The organism is Pseudoxanthomonas sp. OG2, assembly GCF_014192765.1.
In the GTDB taxonomy this organism is placed as follows: Bacteria; Pseudomonadota; Gammaproteobacteria; order Xanthomonadales; family Xanthomonadaceae; genus Pseudoxanthomonas_A; species Pseudoxanthomonas_A beigongshangi.
This window is the reverse complement of the sequence record NZ_JACHYM010000002.1, coordinates 17,236-36,428: the sequence shown is the minus strand read 5'-3', so window position 1 is coordinate 36,428 and position 19,193 is coordinate 17,236. Positions and strand designations below refer to the sequence as shown.

At 67.8% G+C, this 19,193-nt stretch carries 18 protein-coding genes and 1 riboswitch; of the genes, 11 read left to right on the top strand and 7 right to left on the bottom strand.

The genetic code is table 11. From position 1 onward, the window contains the following. Positions 1–23 precede the first annotated feature (23 nt). Positions 24–344, top strand: coding sequence for an ATP-dependent Clp protease adapter ClpS (gene clpS / locus FHW78_RS13250; protein ID WP_141452949.1), 321 nt, complete (start codon positions 24–26; stop codon positions 342–344). Between the two features lie 124 nt (positions 345–468). Then, the gene (gene clpA, locus FHW78_RS13245) at positions 469–2,751 is read left to right on the top strand and encodes an ATP-dependent Clp protease ATP-binding subunit ClpA (protein WP_183641491.1); all 2,283 of its coding nucleotides are present in this window, start codon (positions 469–471) and stop codon (positions 2,749–2,751) included. Between the two features lie 170 nt (positions 2,752–2,921). Here clpA and infA read toward each other — a convergent pair whose 3' ends face one another. From infA to trxB, 5 genes are all read right to left on the bottom strand, one after another. Further along, positions 2,922–3,140, bottom strand: coding sequence for a translation initiation factor IF-1 (infA, locus tag FHW78_RS13240; RefSeq protein WP_079726088.1), 219 nt, complete (start codon positions 3,138–3,140; stop codon positions 2,922–2,924). Between the two features lie 86 nt (positions 3,141–3,226). After that, complete coding sequence (gene aat / locus FHW78_RS13235) at positions 3,227–3,973, bottom strand: leucyl/phenylalanyl-tRNA--protein transferase (RefSeq protein ID WP_183641489.1); 747 nt, start codon at positions 3,971–3,973, stop codon at positions 3,227–3,229. Between the two features lie 47 nt (positions 3,974–4,020). Beyond that, on the bottom strand, positions 4,021–5,160 hold the full coding sequence (locus FHW78_RS13230; protein ID WP_183641487.1) for a GNAT family N-acetyltransferase: 1,140 nt from the start codon (positions 5,158–5,160) through the stop codon (positions 4,021–4,023). Positions 5,161–5,164: 4 nt separating this feature from the next. Further along, entirely contained in the window at positions 5,165–5,584 is a 420-nt protein-coding gene (locus FHW78_RS13225) for a GNAT family N-acetyltransferase (protein WP_183641485.1), read from the bottom strand. Continuing rightward, the gene (trxB, locus tag FHW78_RS13220) at positions 5,584–6,537 is read right to left on the bottom strand and encodes a thioredoxin-disulfide reductase (protein ID WP_141452944.1); all 954 of its coding nucleotides are present in this window, start codon (positions 6,535–6,537) and stop codon (positions 5,584–5,586) included. The genes FHW78_RS13225 and trxB overlap by 1 nt, the downstream gene beginning before the upstream one ends. A 321-nt stretch (positions 6,538–6,858) precedes the next feature. Here trxB and FHW78_RS13215 point away from each other — a divergent pair, with 321 nt between their 5' ends. From FHW78_RS13215 to FHW78_RS13205, 3 genes are all read left to right on the top strand, one after another. After that, on the top strand, positions 6,859–9,225 hold the full coding sequence (locus FHW78_RS13215; RefSeq protein ID WP_318289015.1) for a DNA translocase FtsK: 2,367 nt from the start codon (positions 6,859–6,861) through the stop codon (positions 9,223–9,225). Between the two features lie 139 nt (positions 9,226–9,364). After that, positions 9,365–9,991 carry an outer membrane lipoprotein chaperone LolA gene (gene lolA, locus FHW78_RS13210; protein WP_183641475.1) on the top strand — a complete coding sequence of 209 codons (627 nt, stop codon included), beginning with the start codon at positions 9,365–9,367 and terminating at the stop codon, positions 9,989–9,991. A gap of 198 nt (positions 9,992–10,189) precedes the next feature. Continuing rightward, positions 10,190–11,491, top strand: a complete 1,302-nt coding sequence (locus tag FHW78_RS13205) for a replication-associated recombination protein A (protein ID WP_183644648.1) — start codon at positions 10,190–10,192, stop codon at positions 11,489–11,491. A gap of 33 nt (positions 11,492–11,524) precedes the next feature. On the opposite strand, the gene crcB is transcribed toward FHW78_RS13205, so the two are convergent. Next, on the bottom strand, positions 11,525–11,917 hold the full coding sequence (gene crcB / locus FHW78_RS13200) for a fluoride efflux transporter CrcB (protein WP_218533992.1): 393 nt from the start codon (positions 11,915–11,917) through the stop codon (positions 11,525–11,527). Positions 11,918–11,966: 49 nt separating this feature from the next. After that, positions 11,967–12,032: riboswitch (Fluoride riboswitch) on the bottom strand. A 366-nt stretch (positions 12,033–12,398) separates the two neighbouring features. Between crcB and FHW78_RS13195 the strand changes: the two genes are divergently transcribed. The 5 genes from FHW78_RS13195 (at position 12,399) to FHW78_RS13175 (ending at position 16,786) form a co-directional block, all read left to right on the top strand. After that, positions 12,399–13,577 carry a hypothetical protein gene (locus FHW78_RS13195; protein ID WP_218533993.1) on the top strand — a complete coding sequence of 393 codons (1,179 nt, stop codon included), beginning with the start codon at positions 12,399–12,401 and terminating at the stop codon, positions 13,575–13,577. 135 nt (positions 13,578–13,712) lie between these two features. Beyond that, positions 13,713–14,195 (top strand): hypothetical protein, encoded by a 483-nt coding sequence (locus FHW78_RS19990; RefSeq protein WP_225562229.1) that lies wholly within the window; start codon positions 13,713–13,715, stop codon positions 14,193–14,195. Beyond that, positions 14,192–14,884: a C39 family peptidase gene (locus FHW78_RS13185; RefSeq protein WP_328805227.1), complete on the top strand. Its 693-nt coding sequence runs from the start codon at positions 14,192–14,194 to the stop codon at positions 14,882–14,884. The genes FHW78_RS19990 and FHW78_RS13185 overlap by 4 nt, the downstream gene beginning before the upstream one ends. A gap of 1 nt (position 14,885) precedes the next feature. Further along, positions 14,886–15,395 carry a hypothetical protein gene (locus tag FHW78_RS13180; RefSeq protein WP_183641469.1) on the top strand — a complete coding sequence of 170 codons (510 nt, stop codon included), beginning with the start codon at positions 14,886–14,888 and terminating at the stop codon, positions 15,393–15,395. A 26-nt stretch (positions 15,396–15,421) separates the two neighbouring features. Next, a complete protein-coding gene (locus tag FHW78_RS13175; protein ID WP_183641466.1) occupies positions 15,422–16,786 on the top strand; it encodes an acetate kinase in 1,365 nt (454 codons plus the stop codon). A gap of 15 nt (positions 16,787–16,801) precedes the next feature. Here FHW78_RS13175 and FHW78_RS13170 read toward each other — a convergent pair whose 3' ends face one another. Next, on the bottom strand, positions 16,802–18,454 hold the full coding sequence (locus tag FHW78_RS13170) for a GMC family oxidoreductase (RefSeq protein ID WP_318289023.1): 1,653 nt from the start codon (positions 18,452–18,454) through the stop codon (positions 16,802–16,804). 191 nt (positions 18,455–18,645) lie between these two features. Here FHW78_RS13170 and FHW78_RS13165 point away from each other — a divergent pair, with 191 nt between their 5' ends. Beyond that, the gene (locus FHW78_RS13165; RefSeq protein ID WP_183641463.1) at positions 18,646–19,185 is read left to right on the top strand and encodes a hypothetical protein; all 540 of its coding nucleotides are present in this window, start codon (positions 18,646–18,648) and stop codon (positions 19,183–19,185) included. Positions 19,186–19,193 lie beyond the last annotated feature (8 nt).

The following is a 19,193-nucleotide window of genomic DNA, read 5'->3' as shown; positions in this document are numbered from 1 at the left end:
CGTCCAATCCGTATAATTGCCACATGTCCCGCAAGCATGAAAACGAACGCGACCACGCCGTCCTGGTGGAAACCGGAAAACCGGAGGTGGCGCCGCCGCCGCTCTACCAGGTGGTGCTGCTCAACGATGATTACACCCCGATGGATTTCGTCGTGGTGGTCCTGCAACAGTTCTTCGGCATGGACCTGGAAAAGGCCACCCAGATCATGCTGCACGTCCACACCCGGGGCCGCGCCGTCTGCGGGGTCTACACCCGCGAGGTGGCAGAATCCAAGGTGGCCCAGGTCAACGAATTTTCGCGGGTGAACCAGCACCCGCTGCTGTGCACGATGGAGAAGTCCTGAGGTTTTGATGTTTGGGCGCCGCCGGCCCTTGCAAGGCAACGATTCCTGAACACTGAAATCCGGATGGGTGATGGAAATCCACCCCTCAGGCCGCATATTGTCGGCATCGGCCCCGGAGGCGACCATGTTCAGCAAAGATCTCGAGCAAACCATCGGCCAGTGCTACAAGCGCGCCCGCGAAGCACGGCACGAGTTCATGACGGTGGAGCACCTGCTGCTCTCGCTGTTGGAGAACCCGTCCGCGCAGGCGGTGCTGAAGGCGTGTGGCGCCGATTCCGGCCGCCTGCAGCAGGAACTGGAACAGGCCATCGAGGCCTCGGTGTCCCGCCTGGCCGAGGATGACGGCCGCGACACCCAGCCCACCCTGGGCTTCCAGCGGGTGCTCCAGCGCGCGGTCTACCACGTGCAGTCCTCGGGCAAGAAGGAGGTCACCGGCGCCAACGTGCTGGTGGCGATCTTCGGCGAGAAGGACTCGCACGCGGTCTATTTCCTCAACCAGCAGGACGTCACCCGCCTGGATGTGGTGAATTACCTGTCCCACGGCATCGCCAAGCAGGGCGAGGACGGCGAGGCCCAGGGCGCCCACGAGGGCGAGGGCGGCAAGACCGAGGCCGGCGAGGGCGACGGCAAGGGCGATGCCCTGACCGAGTTCGCCAGCAACCTCAACGACCTGGCCCGGCAGGGCAAGATCGATCCGCTGGTCGGGCGCGCCGACGAGATCGAGCGGACCATCCAGGTGCTGTGCCGCCGCCGCAAGAACAATCCGCTCTACGTGGGCGAGGCCGGCGTGGGCAAGACCGCCCTGGCCGAGGGCCTGGCCAAGCGCATCGTGGACGGCGAGGTGCCGGAGGTCCTGCTGGACGCCACCATCTACTCGCTGGACCTGGGCGCACTGGTCGCCGGGACCAAGTACCGCGGTGATTTCGAGAAGCGCCTGAAGGGTGTGTTGGCGGCGATCCGCAAGATTCCCGGCGCAATCCTGTTCATCGACGAGATCCACACGATCATCGGCGCCGGTTCGGCCAGCGGCGGCACCATGGATGCCAGCAACCTGATCAAGCCGGCGCTGGCGTCGGGCGAACTGCGCTGCATCGGTTCGACCACGTTCCAGGAATACCGCGGCATCTTCGAGAAGGATCGCGCATTGGCGCGGCGCTTCCAGAAGATCGACATCGTCGAGCCGACCGTGGGCGAGGCGTTCCAGATCCTGCAGGGCCTGAAGCCCCGCTACGAGGCCCATCATGGCGTCACCTACGCCGACGAGGCGCTGCAGGCCGCGGTGGATCTGTCGGTCAAGCACATCGGCGACCGCCTGCTGCCGGACAAGGCCATCGACGTGATCGACGAGGCCGGCGCCCGCCAGCGGCTGCTGCCGGAAGGCCAGCGCAAGGATCTGATCGACATCGAGGAAATCGAGACCATCGTGGCGAAGATGGCGCGCATCCCGGCCAAGCAGGTCACCTCGTCCGACAAGGACGTGCTGCAGCACCTGGAGCGCAACCTGAAGATGGTGATCTTCGGTCAGGATCCGGCCATCGAGACCCTGGCGTCGGCGATCAAGCTGGCCCGTTCGGGGCTGGGCAATCCGGACAAGCCGATCGGCAATTTCTTGTTCTCCGGTCCCACCGGCGTGGGCAAGACCGAGGTGACCAAGCAACTGGCGCTGCAACTGGGCATCGAGCTGGTCCGCTTCGACATGTCCGAGTACATGGAACCGCATTCGGTGAGCCGCCTGATCGGCGCGCCCCCGGGTTATGTCGGTTTCGACCAGGGCGGCCTGCTGACCGAGAAGATCGTCAAGACCCCGCACTGCGTGCTGCTGCTGGACGAGGTCGAGAAGGCGCATCCGGACATCTTCAACATCCTGTTGCAGGTGATGGATCGCGGCGTGCTCACCGACACCAACGGCCGCGAGGCCAACTTCAAGAACGTGATCCTGGTGATGACCACCAACGCCGGCGCGACCCAGGCCTCGCGGCGTTCGATCGGCTTCACCCAGCAGGATCATTCGACCGACGCGATGGAGGTCATCCGCCGCAGCTTCACCCCGGAATTCCGCAACCGCCTCGACGCGGTGGTGCAGTTCCAGGCGCTGGGCTTCGACCACATCCTGCGGGTGGTGGACAAGTTCCTGATCGAACTGGAGATGTTGCTGCAGGAGAAGCACGTCAGCCTGTCGGCGACGCCGGCGGCGCGCGACTGGCTGGCCCAGCACGGTTTCGATCCGCTGATGGGCGCGCGCCCGATGGCGCGCCTGATCCAGGACAAGGTCAAGCGCCCGCTGGCGGACGAACTGTTGTTCGGCAAGCTGATCAACGGCGGCCGGGTCAGCATCGACGTGCGCGACGGCGAACTGGTGGTGGAAACCCAGGCCGAACCGGAGAAGCTGTTGCCGGTGACGGTCTGAGGCCGGAGTCCGTCCCGGTGACGGGATGGCTCGTTCGAAGCCGGAGCGGCCACGCTCCGGCTTTTTTGTTGCCGGGTGCGGGGCGGGGGACCGGGCCGCCGCCGATGCGCCAGACGTCAAAAACAAAAAGGGCGCCAAAGGCGCCCTTTTTAATCAAAAGCTTATCGTAATTACTTCATGCGATACGTGATGCGACCCTTGGTCAGGTCATAGGGGGTCATTTCGACCTTGACCTTGTCGCCGGTCAGGATGCGGATGTAGTTCTTGCGCATGCGACCGGAAATGTGGGCGATGATTTCATGCCCGTTTTCCAGCTTGACCCGGAACATGGTGTTGGGCAGCGTTTCGGTAACGGTGCCTTCAAATTCGATGGAGTCGTCTTTCGACATGCAGACCTGTGCTGTGCGGCCGGAGACGGCCAGGGCGATAAAGTCCGCCATTGTACGCCGCTGAGGCGCCGCGCGCAAAAATACCGTTAATGCCCGGTGGCGTCCGCCATTCGGGCGGCGGGAAACTCGCCAAAGCGAGTGGTCCAGGCCGCCGTCGGCTCGGGCTGGTCCACCAGGCCGCGGATCTGGTGCAGGAACCCGGCGCGCGGGAGACGCTCGGCGCCCAGGCTCAACAGGTGCGGGTTCTCCACCTGCGCATCGATCAGCGGCCAGCCCCAGCCGTGCAGGGTATGGGCGAGTGCGGCGATGGCGACCTTGGAACCGCCGCTGTCCGCGCTGAACATGCTCTCGCCGAAGAACATCCGGCCGATGGCCACCCCGTACAGGCCACCGACCAGGCGGGCGCCGTCGAACACCTCGATGGAATGCGCATGGCCCGCCCGGTGCAGGGCCACGTAGGCGTCCTGCATGGATGGAGTGATCCAGGTGCCATCCTGGCCCGGACGCGGACGGGTGGCGCACTCGGCGATCACCGACTCGAAGGCGGTATCGGCGCGGACCCGCCAGGTCGAGCGGCGCAGGCCGCGCCGGAACCGCGAGGCGAGATGCAGCCGGTCGGTGCGGAACACCATGCGCGGGTCCGGCGACCACCACAGCAGCGGCTGGCCCTCCGAGAACCAGGGAAAGATGCCGCCGCGGTAGGCGTTGAGCAGCCGCGGCAGGCTCAGGTCGCCGCCGACCGCCAGCAGGCCGTCGGGTTGGCGCAGGGCGAGCTCCGCCGGCGGAAACGGCGCGTCGGGTTCGGGCGCGAGCAGGAAGGGACGCTGGCTCATCGCGACATTATCGGCATCGGGCGCGGCATGTCGCCACGTGGTCGGGTTCAGCGCGCGCTGGCCTTGAATGGCGAATGCGCGGCCAGGGTGGCGGCGTAACGGCGCACCGCCAGGGTTTCCTCCTCGCACCAGCGGCCCAGCGCCTCGGCGAACGCAGGATCGGCGATGCGGTGGCGGCTGCGCACGAACACCGGCAGGAAGCCGCGCGCGATCTTGTGCTCGCCCTGCGCGCCGGGTTCGAACACCCGCAGGCCCTCGCGCAGGCAGTATTCGATGCCCTGGTAGTAGCAGGTCTCGAAATGCAGGCCCGGCAGGTTCTGGCGGCAGCCCCAGTAGCGCCCGTACAGGGTGTCGCCGCCGCGCAGGCACAGCGCACCGGCGATGGCTTCGCCGTCGCGTTCGGCCAGGAACAGCACCAGTTGGCGTGGCAGGGCCCGGGCCAGATGGTGGAAGAACTCGCCGGTCAGCGCGGGCGAATTGCCGTAGTCGTGGAAGGTCTGCAGGTAGAAGCCGAACATGGCGTCCAGCTCGGCGTCATTGGCATCGCCGCCATGGACGGTCCGGAAGGTCACGCCGGCACGCGCGACCCGCGCGCGCTCCTGGCGGATGTTCTTGCGGTGCTTGTGGTCGAAGGCGGCCAGGAAGGCGTCGAAATCCGTCCAGCCGGCGTCGTTGCGCCAGTGGTACTGCACGTCGGTGCGGGACAGCCAGGTCGGGTCGAACGCGGCGTCTTCCGCCTGCGGATGGAAATTGACATGCACCGAGGACAGCCCGTCCTCGTCCGCGCGTTCGGCCAGTGCGTCGATCAATTGCCGGCGCGAGGCGGCGGTGGGCGCCAGCAGGCGCGGGCCGGTCACGGGCGAATAGGGCACCGCGCACAGCCACTTTGGGAAGTAATCGCGTCCATAGCGCGCGTACGCCTGTGCCCAGGCATGATCGAACACGAACTCGCCGTGCGAATTGTCCTTCAGGTACGCCGGTGCCGCCGCGACCAGCGTGTCGCCTTCCCACAGCGTCGCGTGGCGTGGCGTCCAGCCCCAGTCCGCGCGCACGCAGCCGTGCCGTTCCAGCCCGGCCAGAAATGCGTGCGAGACGAACGGATTGCGGCCATCGTGCAGCGCGTCCCACGCGGCGGCGGGAATCGCCGACAGATCCTCGAGCAGGCGGAGACGGGGAGGGGCGGACACGGTTTCAGCCGCCGCGGTAGACGTCCGGATCGTGCTTCTGCATGTGCCGCTCCGGCTGGCTCAGCGCCTCGAATCCGAATCCGGCGTACAGCGGCTGCATGTCGCGGGTGACCAGGTGCAGCCGGCGCAGCCCTTGCAGGCGCGGATCATCCAGCAGTGCGCGCACGATGGCGCGGCCATGACCCTGGCCGCGATGGGCCTCGTCGACGAACACGTCGGCGAGGTACGCGAAGGTGGCCTGATCGGTCACCGCGCGCGCGAAGGCGATCTGCGAGCCGTCGAGGAAACCGCAATAGCAGATCGAGTGATCCAGCGCACGGCGCAGGGTGGCGGCGGGAATGCCCGCCGCCCAGTAGGAATCGCGCAGGAACGCGTGGACCCGTTCGAAATCCAGCTCCGCCGGGTCCGCGCTGATGCGCAGCATCAGGCGTCCTTGTCGAGGAACCGCTCGGCGTCCAGCGCGGCCATGCAGCCGAAGCCGGCCGAGGTGATCGCCTGGCGGTAGTGCTGGTCGGCCACGTCGCCGGCGGCGAACACGCCCGGCACGGTGGTGGCGGTGGCGCCGCCGTCCAGCCCCGACTTGATGGTCAGGTAGCCGTTGTTCATCCCCAACTGGCCCTCGAACAGGCTGGTGTTGGGGGTGTGGCCGATCGCCACGAAGAAGCCGTGCACGTCCAGGTCGCGGGTGCTGCCGTCCTGCACCGACTTGACCCGCAGGCCGGTCACGCCGGCCTCGTTGCCCAGCACCTCGTCCACGGTGTGGTGCCAGACCGGCTCAATCTTGCCGGCCTGGATTTTGGCGAACAGCTTGTCCTGCATGATTTTCTCCGCGCGCAGGGTGTCGCGGCGATGCACCAGGTAGACCTTGCGGGCGATGTTGGCCAGGTACAGGGCTTCCTCGACGGCGGTGTTGCCGCCGCCGACCACGGCCACGTCCTGGTCGCGGTAGAAGAAGCCGTCGCAGGTGGCGCAGGCGGACACGCCGCGGCCCTTGAAGGCCTCTTCCGAAGGCAGGCCCAGGTACTTGGCGGTGGCGCCGGTGGCCAGGATGAGCGCGTCGGCGGTGTATTCGCCGTTGTCGCCGATGAGCTTGAACGGACGCTGGCCCAGGTCGGCGGTGTGGATGTGGTCGAAGATGACTTCGGTGTCGAAGCGCTCGGCGTGGGCCTGCATGCGCGCCATCAGGTCCGGACCCATCAGGCCGTGGGCGTCGCCGGGCCAGTTGTCCACCTCGGTGGTGGTCATCAGCTGGCCGCCCTGCTGCAGACCGGTGATGACGACGGGCTTGAGGTTGGCGCGGGCCGCGTAGACGGCGGCGGTCCAGCCGGCCGGGCCGGAGCCCAGGATCAACAGGCGGCAGTGCTTCGAAGTGCTCATGTATACTCGCGGAGAAGGTGGATTGGCCTTGCGATTGCAACGGCTGGCACGCCGTCGCAGGCGACATAGAGTGCGGGTGTGATCAGGTTCGATCAAGGCGCGCGGATGGAATGCGGTGATGCGCAACAACACGCGAGCGGCACGCGGGCCACGGCCCGGCGACAGGCTGGCGATCAGCGACAGGGCGCCACGGTAGCGCCTTTTTTTCTGCGGGCTTTCCCGGGCCGGACGCCGAGACGGCGTGATTCCGAGGGCTGAAATCTGCCAATGTTTCGTTTATTATCAAAGACTAATGGCATATTCCTAAGGTCTCATCGAAAGGTGGCGAAACCAGCATCCGAAAACGGCAAGGGCAAGGGCGCCAACGCGGCCGCGCGCAAGCAGGCAACCGCGACGGCGAATCCGCGCCGGCAACGCCTGTGGCGCGATCTCGCGTTGATCGTGATCGCGCCGCTGCTGCTCTATCTCTTCGCCAGCCTGTTCTCGTATTCGCCGGACGATCCCAGCTGGTCGCAGGCGGGCAGCGTCACCGCGCCGATCCAGAACTGGGGCGGCAAGGTCGGCGCATGGCTGTCGGCGCTGCTGCTGTCGTTGTGCGGTTATGTCGCGTTCCTGCTGCCGGTGATCCTCGGCGCGGTCGCCTGGATCGCGTTGTTCGGCATGGACACCGATGGTGACGGCGAAGCGGATCTGGGGCCGGCGCTGCGGCTGGTCGGCATGGTCGGCTTCCTGATTTCCTCCACCGGCCTGCTGTTCCTGCGCGGGGTGCCGGCCCAGCATTTCTCCGACGGGCCGGGCGGCATCCTCGGCACCCTGGTCGGCAAGTCGCTGCTCAGCGGCTTCGGTGGATTGGGCGGCAACCTGTTTCTGCTGGCGCTGTTCCTGGTCTCGGTGACCCTGGCCACCGGCCTGTCCTGGTTCGCGGTGATGGAGCGCATCGGCAAGGGCGTGCTGGCGCTGCCGGGCATGTTCCGCAAGGGCAGCCAGCAGGCCGCCGAATGGCAGCAGACCCGGGTGATGCGCGAAGAGCGCGAGGAAGTGCGCCGCGCCGACGCGGTGCTGCGCGCCAAGCGCGAGCCGGTGAAGATCGAACCGCCGCCGGCACCGGTGATCGAGAAGAGCGAGCGGGCCAAGCGCGAGCAGCAGATCCCGCTGTTCCATGGTACGGGCGGGGACGCCTCCGGCTTGCCGCCGTTGTCGCTGCTGGACGATCCCAAGCCGCAGACCAAGGGCTATTCCGAGGAAACCCTGGAAACCCTGTCGCGCCAGATCGAATTCAAGCTCAAGGACTTCCGCATCGACGCGCAGGTGGTCGGCGCCTATCCGGGCCCGGTGATCACCCGCTTCGAGATGGAACCGGCGCCGGGCGTGAAGGTCAGTCAGATCAGTTCGCTGGACAAGGACATCGCTCGCGGCCTGAGCGTGAAGTCGGTACGCGTGGTCGACGTGATTCCGGGCAAGTCGGTGATCGGCCTGGAAATCCCCAACACCAGCCGCGAGATGATCTTCCTCAGCGAGCTGCTGCGTTCGAAGGAATACGACAAGTCCGGCAGCGCGCTGACCCTGGCGCTGGGCAAGGACATCGCCGGCCGCCCGACCGTGGCCGACCTGGCGCGCATGCCGCACCTGCTGGTCGCCGGCACCACCGGCTCGGGCAAGTCGGTGGCGGTCAACGCGATGGTGCTGAGCCTGCTGTACAAGGCCTCGCCGAAAGAACTGCGGATGCTGATGATCGACCCGAAGATGCTGGAACTCAGCGTCTACCAGGGCATCCCGCACCTGCTGGCGCCGGTGGTCACCGACATGAAGGAGGCCGCCAACGGCCTGCGCTGGTGCGTGGCGGAGATGGAGCGCCGCTACAAGCTGATGAGCGCGGTGGGCGTGCGCAACCTGGCCGGCTTCAACAAGAAGGTCAAGGACGCGCAGGACGCCGGCCAGCCGTTGATGGATCCGCTGTTCAAGCCCAATCCGGATCTGGAGGAGGCGCCGCGCCCGCTGGAACCGCTGCCGTTCATCGTCATCTTCATCGACGAATTCGCCGACATGATGATGATCGTCGGCAAGAAGGTCGAGGAACTGATCGCCCGCCTGGCGCAGAAGGCGCGCGCCGCCGGCATCCACTTGATCCTGGCCACCCAGCGTCCGTCGGTGGACGTGATCACCGGCCTGATCAAGGCCAACATCCCGACCCGCATCGCGTTCCAGGTCAGCTCGAAAATCGACTCGCGCACCATCCTGGACCAGTCCGGCGCGGAGACCCTGCTGGGCCACGGCGACATGCTGTACCTGCCGCCGGGCACCGCGATGCCCGAGCGCATCCACGGCGCCTTCGTCAGCGACGACGAGGTGCACCGCGTCGTCGAGCACCTCAAGGCCACCGGCACCGCCGACTACATCGAGGGCGTGCTGGAGGAGATCCAGACGATGGGCGATGGCGTGGTGGTCGGACCGACCGGCCTGCCGGAAACCAGCAGCGGTGGCGGCGACGAGAGCGACCCGCTCTACGACGAGGCGGTGCGCATCGTCACCGAGAGCCGGCGCGCGTCCATCTCCGGCGTGCAGCGCCGGCTGAAGATCGGTTACAACCGCGCCGCCCGCCTGATCGAGGCGATGGAGGCGGCCGGGGTGGTGTCGCCACCGGAACACAACGGCGATCGCCAGGTGCTGGCGCCGCCGCCGCCCCGTTGATGCGCCGGGAAACCTTCGCGCGCCGGCAGCCTGAACGCCGGTTCATGGCGTGCGGAATCCGGGCCAACGCGATGCGCCTCATTCAGACTCGCCGGGGCACACTCGGCGCCGAATCCGAACCCCAGACCTTGCAGACGCCATGATTCGAATCGCCCGTCCCGCCGTCCTCATCGCCGCCGCGCTGTTCGCCGGCAACGCCTTCGCCGGCGCCCGCGACCAGCTCAAGGCCTTCACCACCGGACTCAAGGGCCTGGACGGCCAGTTCGTCCAGCAGGTCCATGACGGCGGCGGCAAGCTCAAGGAAACCTCCAATGGCCGCGTCGCGCTGTCCGCGCCGCGCCTGTTCCGCTGGGAATACAACAAGCCCTACGAGCAGTTGATCGTCGCCGACGGCAAGCAGGTGTGGGTCTACGATCCGGATCTGAAGCAGGCCACCGTGCGCGAGCAGGGCATCGAGGAGCAGAACAGCCCGCTGTCGGCGCTGATCGATCCCGGCAAGCTGGACCAGCAGTTCAACGTCAAGGAAACCGGCAACCAGGGCGGCCTGGAATGGCTGACCCTGACCCCCAAGCGCGAAGGCGACGCCAACTTCCAGTCCGCGCGGCTGGGTTTTGATGGGAAGGGCCTGGCGCAGATGGAAGTGATCGACGCGGTCGGCCAGCGCACCACCATCAAGTTCAGTGGCTGGAAGCGCAATCCGTCGTTCCCCGGCGGCACCTTCAAGTACGCGCCGGGTCCGGGCGTGGACGTCGTTGGCGGTTCCTGAGCCGCTACCGCAAGCACGCATCCGCCGGACCATCCAGGACCGGGTTCCCATCGGGAATCCGGTCCTTTCATTTTCACCGGCCGATTCAACGGCGCGAATGCGCCGCGCGGACGGTAGAATCGGCGGGTGGCACGATCCCCGAAAACACGAAATCCGTTCCCGCAGGAAGCGGATCTGCTGAGCGTCGATCGCTCGGCGATGCGGCCGCTGGCCGAACGCATGCGGCCACGCACCCTGGACGAGATGGTCGGGCAGCGCCGGCTGCTCGCGCCCGGCAGCGCGCTGCGCCGCGCGGTCGAGTCCGGGCGCGTGCATTCGATGATCCTGTGGGGACCGCCGGGCTGCGGCAAGACCACCCTGGCGCTGCTGCTGGCGCAGTACGCCGATGCCGAGTTCCAGGCCATTTCCGCTGTGCTGTCCGGGTTGCCGGACGTGCGCGCGGTGCTGGCCGAGGCGGCGCAGCGTTTCGCCGAAGGGCGGCGCACCGTGCTGTTCGTGGACGAGGTGCACCGCTTCAACAAGGGCCAGCAGGACGCGTTCCTGCCGCACATCGAGCGCGGCACCATCCTGTTCGTCGGCGCGACCACCGAGAACCCGTCCTTCGAACTGAACTCGGCATTGCTCTCGCGCTGCCGCGTGCACGTGATGGAGGCGGTCTCGGCCGATGACATCCGCCACGCGCTGCGGCGGGCGGTGGATGACGGGGAACGCGGCCTGGGCGGGCAGGACCTGCAGGCCAGCGATGAGGCGCTGGGTGAAATCGCCGGCGCCGCCGATGGCGACGTGCGCCGCGCGCTGACCCTGCTGGAGATCGCCGCCGAACTGGCGACGGGCGAGGACAACACCATCACCCCGCAGACCCTGCAGCAGGTGCTGGCCGATCGCACGCGCCGTTTCGACAAGGGTGGCGAGCAGTTCTACGACCAGATCTCGGCACTGCACAAATCCATCCGCAGTTCCAATCCGGATGGCGCGCTGTACTGGCTGGCGCGGATGCTGGACGGTGGTTGCGACCCGGTCTATCTGGCGCGGCGGTTGACCCGGATGGCGGTGGAGGACATCGGCCTGGCGGATCCGCGCGCGCTGCAGATGGCGGTGGATGCTTGGGACACCTATGAGCGATTGGGCAGTCCGGAAGGCGATCTGGCGCTGGCGCAGGTGGCGATCTACCTGGCCAGCACGGCCAAATCGAACGCCGGCTACAAGGCCTTCGGGATGGCCAGGCAGGACGTGCGCGAACACGGCACCCAGGAGGTGCCGCTGCACCTGCGCAACGCCCCGACCAAACTGATGAAGCAGCTTGGCTACGGCGGCGGCTACCAGTACGACCACGATGCCGAAGGCGGCATCGCGCTGGACCAGACCGCGTTTCCCGATGCGATGGGGGAGCGCGTGTACTACGAACCGGTCGAACGCGGGCTGGAAATCAAACTCAAGGAAAAACTCGATCGCCTGCGCGAGGCCAGGCGCGAGGCGAGGGCGGGCAAACCCCGCAAGTAAGCGGGCGGGAATGCATTGTCCGGATGTGGGGAATCAACCCGTCAAGCCGCGCAGCAGCCGCACCGTCACCAACCCCAGGCCGGTCATCAGCAACGAACCCAGCACGTGCACGGCGATGAGGGCGAACGCCCAGCCGTACTGCAGCCGCAGGATCAGCTGCATGGCTTCGGCGGAAAAACTGGAGAAGGTGGTCAGTCCACCGAGCAGACCGGTGATCACGAACAGGCGCCATTCCGGCGCCAGCGCCGGATGGTGGGCCAGCCAGCCCATCGCCACGCCGATCGCGTAGCCGCCGATCAGGTTGGCGGCGAGCGTGCCGAGCGGCATCTGCGCATGCTGCGGATTGAGCCAGACGCTCAGGCCCCAACGCGCCCACGCGCCGAGCGCGGCGCCCACTGCAACGGCCAGGAAGGAATGCATCGCCAACTTCTCCAGAAAGGGAGCGATGGCGCATGCCCACCGCCCCGGATTGCGGGTTTCGGTAGGCATCATCAGCCGGCGCGCCGGCGGTTCGGGGAGGCATGCCATCTCCCGGGGCGCACAGCCTAGCATCGCCGCCGAGGTCCGTCGAAGACTTCGGACGATACGCAAGAACGGCGCCTATCGGCTTGATCCGGCAACCGATTGTCGGCGCGTCAGGGGGCGTATTCGGCGGCAGACGAGCGGCATGACGGTTAACGAAACCCTAACAAACACCCCCCGGCTGACTAACGTTTCCTGTGTGAGCGTGACCAACGTCGTTTTTTAGCGCCTCCCCTGGGCGCCAGAACGACTCAGGAGATAAATCATGTGCACGCGTAAGACTCTCATTGCATCTGCAGTGTTACTCGGACTTGGTCTCACGGGACAGGCTTTCGCACAGGCAACCAACACGGAAAACGGACCTGGGGCCGATACGCTCGTCGCGGTGGACTTCGACGCCACCGACAGCAGCACCCACGACGGCGACAATCGCAACAACGACGGCGTGGCGTATGCCGATGGCTACGGCACGGCCGCCGCCAACAATGGCGGGACGGCGACCGCCACTTTCTCCAACGCGTTCAACCACAGCAAGGCGGTGGCCGAAACCAAGCTCATCGGCTCCGTCAGCGGGGTGACCGTGCATGACATCGGCAACGTCGCCAAGAACTGGGGCGATGCCAACGGTGGAAGTGGCGGACGCGGTGGCGCTGGTTACGGTGGTGACGGTTATGGCGGTGAAGGCAACGGCGGACGCGGCGGCAACGGCGGTGCCGGCGGCAGCGGCGGCAGCGGTGGCGATGCCATCAACGGCAGCGCCAGCGCCGGCGATGTCAGCAACGGCGGCGCGTCGGTCGGTGACGCGGTGGCCGGCAATGGCGGCAACGGCGGACGCGCCGATCACAACCGCGGCGGCCGTGGCGGCGACGCCGGTGCGGCCGGTGGCTGGGGCGGTGGCGCCAGCGGCGGCTGGGGCGGCGATGCCGCCAGCGGCAGCGGCGACACGCTCGCGGCCGATGGCGCGGCGGGTGGCGATGCCAGCTCCAATGCCGGACGCGTGCGCGAGCGCGGCGCGGGTGCGGCCACGGGTGGCACCAGCACGGCGACCGGCGGCGACGGCACCTCCGGTGGTGCGACCGCGACGGGTGGATCCAGCAGCGCGACGGCGGGCGCGGGTACGGGTGGTTCGGCCACCGGTACCGGCGGCGACGGCACCGCGACCGGTGGCGCGGGCGGCAGCCTGACCGCGACCGCGGGTGACGGCGGTGCGGGCGGCTCGGCCACCAACGGCGACGCCACCAATGGCAGCGCTTCGTCCACGGCCAGCAATGGCGACGCCACCGCCGGCGACGGCGCGATGGGCGCGGTCGGTGCCGAAGGCGGCACGGGCGGCGATGGCAACGGCGGTGTCGGCAACGGCGGCGTCGGCAACGGTGCGACCGGCGGTGCCGGCGGCATGGGTGGCTCCGTCGCCAACGACGCGGGCACCTTCAACATGTCCAACACCATGAGCAGCGTCGGCCAATCGGCCGCCGGTGTGATGGTGGCTGCGCAGAACAGCGGCGTCGCGTCGCTGATCCAGCAGGGCATCACCGTGCAGGCCAACCTGACCGTAGGTCCGTAAGCGCTCCCCGGGCGCGCCGGGGCCGCTTCGGCGGCTCCGCGTGCCATGCGCAGGACGATCCCGCCGCCCCCGCGGCGGGATCGACAGGGGGCGCGTGGCAAGGGCGTGCCTGGATGGAACGCATGGCAAGGGAGCATGACCATGCAGACCCGATATCGCTTCGTGCGGCGCCAGCGCGCCGCACCCGCCTTGCTGTTCGTGTTGTTCGCGCTTTTCGCCGGAGGAAGCGGCAGGGCCGCGGCGGATGAACCCGTCGCCCCTGCAACCGGAACCGCCCCGGCGATGCCGGAAATTCCGGTCTCGGCCATCGACCCGCCGGCGAGCTGGCTGGTGGTGAAACCGCGTCCGGTCAGTGACATCGGCGCACCGGTGGACGTGGCGCGACTGGCCGGCATGCGCGGTGGCGAGGATGACCACGGCAGTGTGGTCGTCATCGATGTCGACGGCACCGTCGACGGCAACACCGCGCATCACATCGACAGCGGTGGAAACACCATCACCCAGGGCGCCTTCGACAATGCCAACGGCATCAACACGGTCATCCAGAACACCGGCACCAACGTGCTCATCCAGAACGCGATGGTGGTGACAGTGAATTTCGCGGATCCCGCGCGGTGAACGCCGCCCGCGCCGCCGTGGCGCTGGCCATCGCCGCATTGGCTTGTGGCGGCGCGCCGGCGGCCGCGGCGGACATGGACGTGCGCGCGCCAGGTGGTGCGTACCAGGTGCGGGTGACCAGCCTGAAGGAAGCCCGCTTCCGCACCACCATCCCCCAGCAGTTCGATTTCAGTTGCGGTTCGGCGGCGACCGCGACCCTGCTGACGTTCCAGTATGGCCATGCGGTCAGCGAACAGGACGTGTTCGTGCGCATGTACACCTACGGCGACCAGGCGCGCATCCGCAAGGAGGGTTTCTCGCTGCTGGACATGCGCCGCTATCTGCAGTCGCAGGGATTCGAGGCGGACGGTTTCGAACTGCCGCTGGAGAAACTGCAGGAGGAAGGCGTGCCGGCGATCGTGCTGTTGAACGATCGCGGCTATCGCCATTTCGTGGTGGTCAAGGGATTGAAGAACGGACGCGTGCTGCTGGGTGATCCGGCACGCGGCACGCGGGCGATGCCCAAGTCGCGGTTCGAGGCGCTGTGGGACAACCGCGTGCTGTTCGTCATCCACAACCGGCGCGCGCAGGCGCGCTTCAACCAGGAACGCGACTGGCGCACAGCCCCGCCGGCCCCGCTGGATATCGGTATCCAGCGCGATGGCCTGCGCGGCATCGCGGTGCCACGACGCGGTCCGGGAGACATCTGACATGGACAGAGCATTGTTTTCGAGCCTGCTCGCGCTGGCCGTGCTGCTGCCCGCGGCGGCCGCGCCGCTGGGCGCGCGCGGCGATGACGGGAATGGCTTGGGCGCCGAGTGGACACCGATCGATCCGGCGCGGCTGGACGGCATGCGCGGCGGCTTCCAGTTGCCGTCCGGCGCGACCCTGTCGTTCGGTATCGAGCGGGTGGTGTACGTCAACGGTGAACTGGCGGCCAGCACCGCGGTGCGGGTGGCCGATCTGTCGCGGCTGAGTGCGGAGGAGGCGCGCGCGTTGGGCGAGTTCAGCCAGGGCATCGTGATCCAGCGCGGCGACGGCAACCGTTTCGAGCCGATGCGCCTGCCCGGCGGCGTGGTGATCCAGAACACCCTGGATGACCAGCGCATCACCACCATCACCCGCCTGGAGATCGACAGCCCGGTGCTGGGTGCCTTCCAGGGCATCAACGCCGGGGGAGCACTGCAGGACGCCCTCAACGGCACGGCCGGTACGCGCTGAAACCACCATCGCCAAGGAGACACCCGATGAAACGGACGTCGAATGCTCGCCGCAAGCCGCTGGTTCTTGCCCTGGTCCTCGCGTTGACGGGCGGTACGGCCTGGGCGCAGGAGGCCCCCGTCACGGGCGCGCAACCACCCGGCGATGGCGAGGAGCGGCTGGATGGCCTGCAACGCCAGATCAACGAACAGACGCGCCAGCTGGAGCAGACCCGGCGGGCGCTTGAGCAACAGCAGCAGGCGCTGGCTCAATTGCAGTCGGCGCTCAACGAGGAAGTCCTGGCGAACGCGCGTGCGCGCGGCGCCCCCGCGCCGGCGGTGATGCCGGTGCTCGGACAGGCACCGGTGCTCGCCGCGCAGAGCGCGCCGGCGCAGGCCACCCCGGCCGCGCGGCCCGCCCCGCAGCCGGTGGGGCAGGCCCCCGAATCCGATTCGCGTCCGCCGGAGGTGGCGCAGATCTTCGACCAGCCCGGCGTGCTGACGCCGCCCGGAAAGTTCGTGCTGGAACCCTCCCTGCAGTACGGCTATTCGGCGAACGATCGCGTCGCACTGGTCGGTTACACCGTGATTCCCGCGATCCTGATCGGGCTGATCGACGTGCGCCAGGTCAAGACCACCACCGCGGTGGCGACCCTGACCGGACGCTACGGCCTCAACCGGCGCTTCGAGCTGGAAGCCAAGCTGCCGTATGTCTACCTCGACGGCGACACCGTCAGTCGCGAAATCTTCACCGGATCGGCGCAGGACCGCGTGTTCAACGCCAGCGGCAATGGCATCGGCGATGCCGAACTGACCGCGCGCTACCAGATCAACCGCGGTGGCCCGGACAAGGCGTTCTACATCGGCTGGCTGCGCTACAAAAGTCGCACCGGCAAGGACCTGTTCGACGTGGTCACCGATTGCGTGACCCGTTGCGTGGGCAACACCACCGGCACCGGCCTGCCGCTGGAGCTTCCCACCGGCAGCGGTTTCGAAGCGCTGCAGCCGGGCGTGACCTGGCTGTATCCCTCGGACCCGGTGGTGTTCTTCGGCAGCTTGAGCTACCTGCACAATTTCAAGCGGCGCAATGTCTCGCGCCTGCTCGTCGACGGACAGCGCGAGCCGCTGGGCGACATCGAAGCCGGCGACATCATCGGTTTCAACCTGGGCATGGGCCTGGCGCTCAACGAGAAAGCCGCCATCAGTATCGGTTACGACATGAACGTGGTCGGCAAGACCCAGCAGAACGGCCGCGACGTGGCCGGCGCGGTGCGGGTGACCCTGGCCACGTTGCTGCTCGGCGGCACCTATCGCTTCAGCGACAGGGTTTCGCTCAATGTCGCGCTGGGCGCCGGACTGACCCGGGACACGCCGGATGTGAGCTTCACCGCGCGCGTGCCGATTACCTTCTGAGTACGGGTCGGACGGCTACAGCAGGAACAGGCAGTCGCGCAGGTGTTCGGCCAGGCGCATGCTGAGCGCGACCAGGGTGAAGGTGGGAAAGGCCCAGCCACCGGTCGGAAACACCGAACTGCCGGCGACGTGCAGATTGTCCACGCCATGCACGCGCAGGTTCCGATCGACCACGCCATCGGCGGGGTCATCGGCCATGCGGGTGGTGCCCATGTGGTGGGCGGTGCCCTGCAACTGCGGCGCGCGTTCGTCGTGCAGCCAGGCGTCGGCCTGGAAACGTCCGCCACAGGCCCGCGCCAGTTCCTCGCCGAACAGGTGCGTGGCGGTCCGGTAGGTGTGCCAGTCGAGCGGCGTCAGCCGCCAGTCCACGCGCACGCGGCGTTGACCGAGCGGGTCCAGATCGTCGCCCAGGCGCACCCGGCTGTCGGGATTGGGCGCCTGTTCGAAATAGCCGACGACATCGACATGGTCGGGCGGAACGATCGGGCGATCGGTCAGCCGGTTGAACATGCCGCGCGCCAGATCGCCCATGCCTGGCGCCAGTTGCAGGGCGAGGCGGGCGAGGTTCTCCTGAGGAGGCGGCGGTGCCTCGTTGCCGCTGCCGAAGCGCAGCGCCTGCGACATCTGGCCTTCCAGCGAACCTCCCTCGTCGGGACGTGGTTTGCGCAGCGCCGAACGCAATCGCCGCGCCGCGTGGATGCCGCGCGGCACCTGGCCTTCCACCGCCACCGGCCGCACGCGTCCGCTGAGCATGCGATGGGCACGCATCGCGTCCTCGGACAGGCACAGTTCGGGGAATACCGGCGTGGGACCCTTGCCCCCGGAACGATCGTAGGGACGGGTAAGCGGGGTGACCGCGCGCGCATGCAGCGTGCCCAGCCGGCCACGTGGGTGATCCATGAAGTAGCGTCCGACCAGGTCCTGTTCGTTGCCCAACCCGTGCGGCACGGACGAGTTCGACAACAGCAGCAGGCGCGCGTTCTCGATGCCGCCGCAGGCCAACACGTAGCGATGCGCGCGCACCTGGCCGCGCTTGCCTTGCAGTGAGCCGATGCGGGCGGCATGCACGTGCTCGCCACCCGCATCGGACAGCAGTTCCAGCACGTTGGCGTGCAGTACCACCTGGATGTTGGGCGCGCGCTCCAGTTCGGCGCGATAGGCTTGCCCGAAAAATACCGGACTGAGCACGAAATTGCGGTTGACCAGGCGATCGCCCTTGAAACTTGGCGGGCGCCGCGCCGGTGCGCTCAGGAAACCGCCCGCCTCGAAGTCGTGCCCGTCGATGGCGAGCAGATCGCGCGCGCGGGCGTAATGGGGTTCCAGTTCGGCATAGGAGATCGGCCAGCCGCTGTGCGGCACCCAATCACGCGCGGCGAGATCCATCCGGCTCAACGGGATGCAACCGCCGCCCCAGGCATTGGTACTGCCACCGAATGCGCGCAGGCGGCTGGCGGCGGGATCCAGTTGCGGATTGCCGATCGAATCGCCCGCGTAGAGGTCCTGGGTCTCGGCATCGCCGGCCATGCCGCCGCCCACCAGCAGGCAGACACGGACCGCCGTGTCGAGGTAGTGGCGCGCGATGGCGATGCCGGCGGGTCCGGCGCCCACGATGCACAGGTGAGCATCGAAGTCGTCGGGCGTCGCGGCGTGGCGATAGTCGATCAACACGCCCGGGCCTTCCGCTTGCGACGGTTGCGTGGCTTCCTCATCGGAATCGCCTCGACCAGCCGGGAAGGGCCGGCACACTAGGACTGTTACGCGAAGTGCGGCAAAGGCAGGCCACCGCGTCGATTCCTGGCCGCCATCTCCCTGTCATGCAAGGCAGGCAGAGTCATTGGGTTTGGAACGGGAATCCGCCGATGAACGGCCTGCAAGACGAAAGGAAAGACCGGCCGACGCCGCAACCGCAGGCGGGTGCCGACACGACGCGAAACGGAACGGGCGGCTGGCTGCGGCGCCTGCTGGGTGCGGCCATAGCCTGGACCACGCTTGGCGCCACGGTCGGGGCCGCCGCACAGGATCCGGTTCCCCAGCACTGGCTGGCGTATGCGCAGCAAGCCGGCACCGAACTGCAACGTAGGCTGGGCGAGGACAGCGTTCCCGCCAATCAATTGCACGACTGGATGGAACGTTCCGCCAGCCTGCCGCAGCGGCAGGATCCGGTGGTGGTGAAGCTGTGGATCGCGGCCAATGGCCGAATCATCCGCAGCGAGTTCACCTCGCTGGGCGACGCGGAAGCGGACGCCGCGCTCGAATCGTTGTTGCAGCCGCCGCTGGCGCAACCGCCCGCCGACATGCGCCAGCCGTTGGTACTGGGCCTGTCGCTGCGCGAATCGGCGGAACCGATGGAGCCGGCGGGGCCGGGTGCCCACGCGGGCACCAGCGGCACCTCACTCTGAGGCATCCG

Excerpts from the sequence above, each read along its gene's own strand:
- clpS (WP_141452949.1), top strand. The coding sequence starts at position 24 with ATGTCCCGCAAGCATGAAAACGAACGCGACCACGCCGTCCTGGTGGAA.
- clpA (WP_183641491.1), top strand. The coding sequence starts at position 469 with ATGTTCAGCAAAGATCTCGAGCAAACCATCGGCCAGTGCTACAAGCGC.
- infA (WP_079726088.1), bottom strand. The coding sequence starts at position 3,140 with ATGTCGAAAGACGACTCCATCGAATTTGAAGGCACCGTTACCGAAACG.
- aat (WP_183641489.1), bottom strand. The coding sequence starts at position 3,973 with ATGAGCCAGCGTCCCTTCCTGCTCGCGCCCGAACCCGACGCGCCGTTT.
- FHW78_RS13225 (WP_183641485.1), bottom strand. The coding sequence starts at position 5,584 with ATGCTGCGCATCAGCGCGGACCCGGCGGAGCTGGATTTCGAACGGGTC.
- trxB (WP_141452944.1), bottom strand. The coding sequence starts at position 6,537 with ATGAGCACTTCGAAGCACTGCCGCCTGTTGATCCTGGGCTCCGGCCCG.
- lolA (WP_183641475.1), top strand. The coding sequence starts at position 9,365 with ATGATTCGAATCGCCCGTCCCGCCGTCCTCATCGCCGCCGCGCTGTTC.
- FHW78_RS13205 (WP_183644648.1), top strand. The coding sequence starts at position 10,190 with ATGCGGCCGCTGGCCGAACGCATGCGGCCACGCACCCTGGACGAGATG.
- FHW78_RS19990 (WP_225562229.1), top strand. The coding sequence starts at position 13,713 with ATGACCATGCAGACCCGATATCGCTTCGTGCGGCGCCAGCGCGCCGCA.
- FHW78_RS13180 (WP_183641469.1), top strand. The coding sequence starts at position 14,886 with ATGGACAGAGCATTGTTTTCGAGCCTGCTCGCGCTGGCCGTGCTGCTG.
- FHW78_RS13175 (WP_183641466.1), top strand. The coding sequence starts at position 15,422 with ATGAAACGGACGTCGAATGCTCGCCGCAAGCCGCTGGTTCTTGCCCTG.
- FHW78_RS13165 (WP_183641463.1), top strand. The coding sequence starts at position 18,646 with ATGAACGGCCTGCAAGACGAAAGGAAAGACCGGCCGACGCCGCAACCG.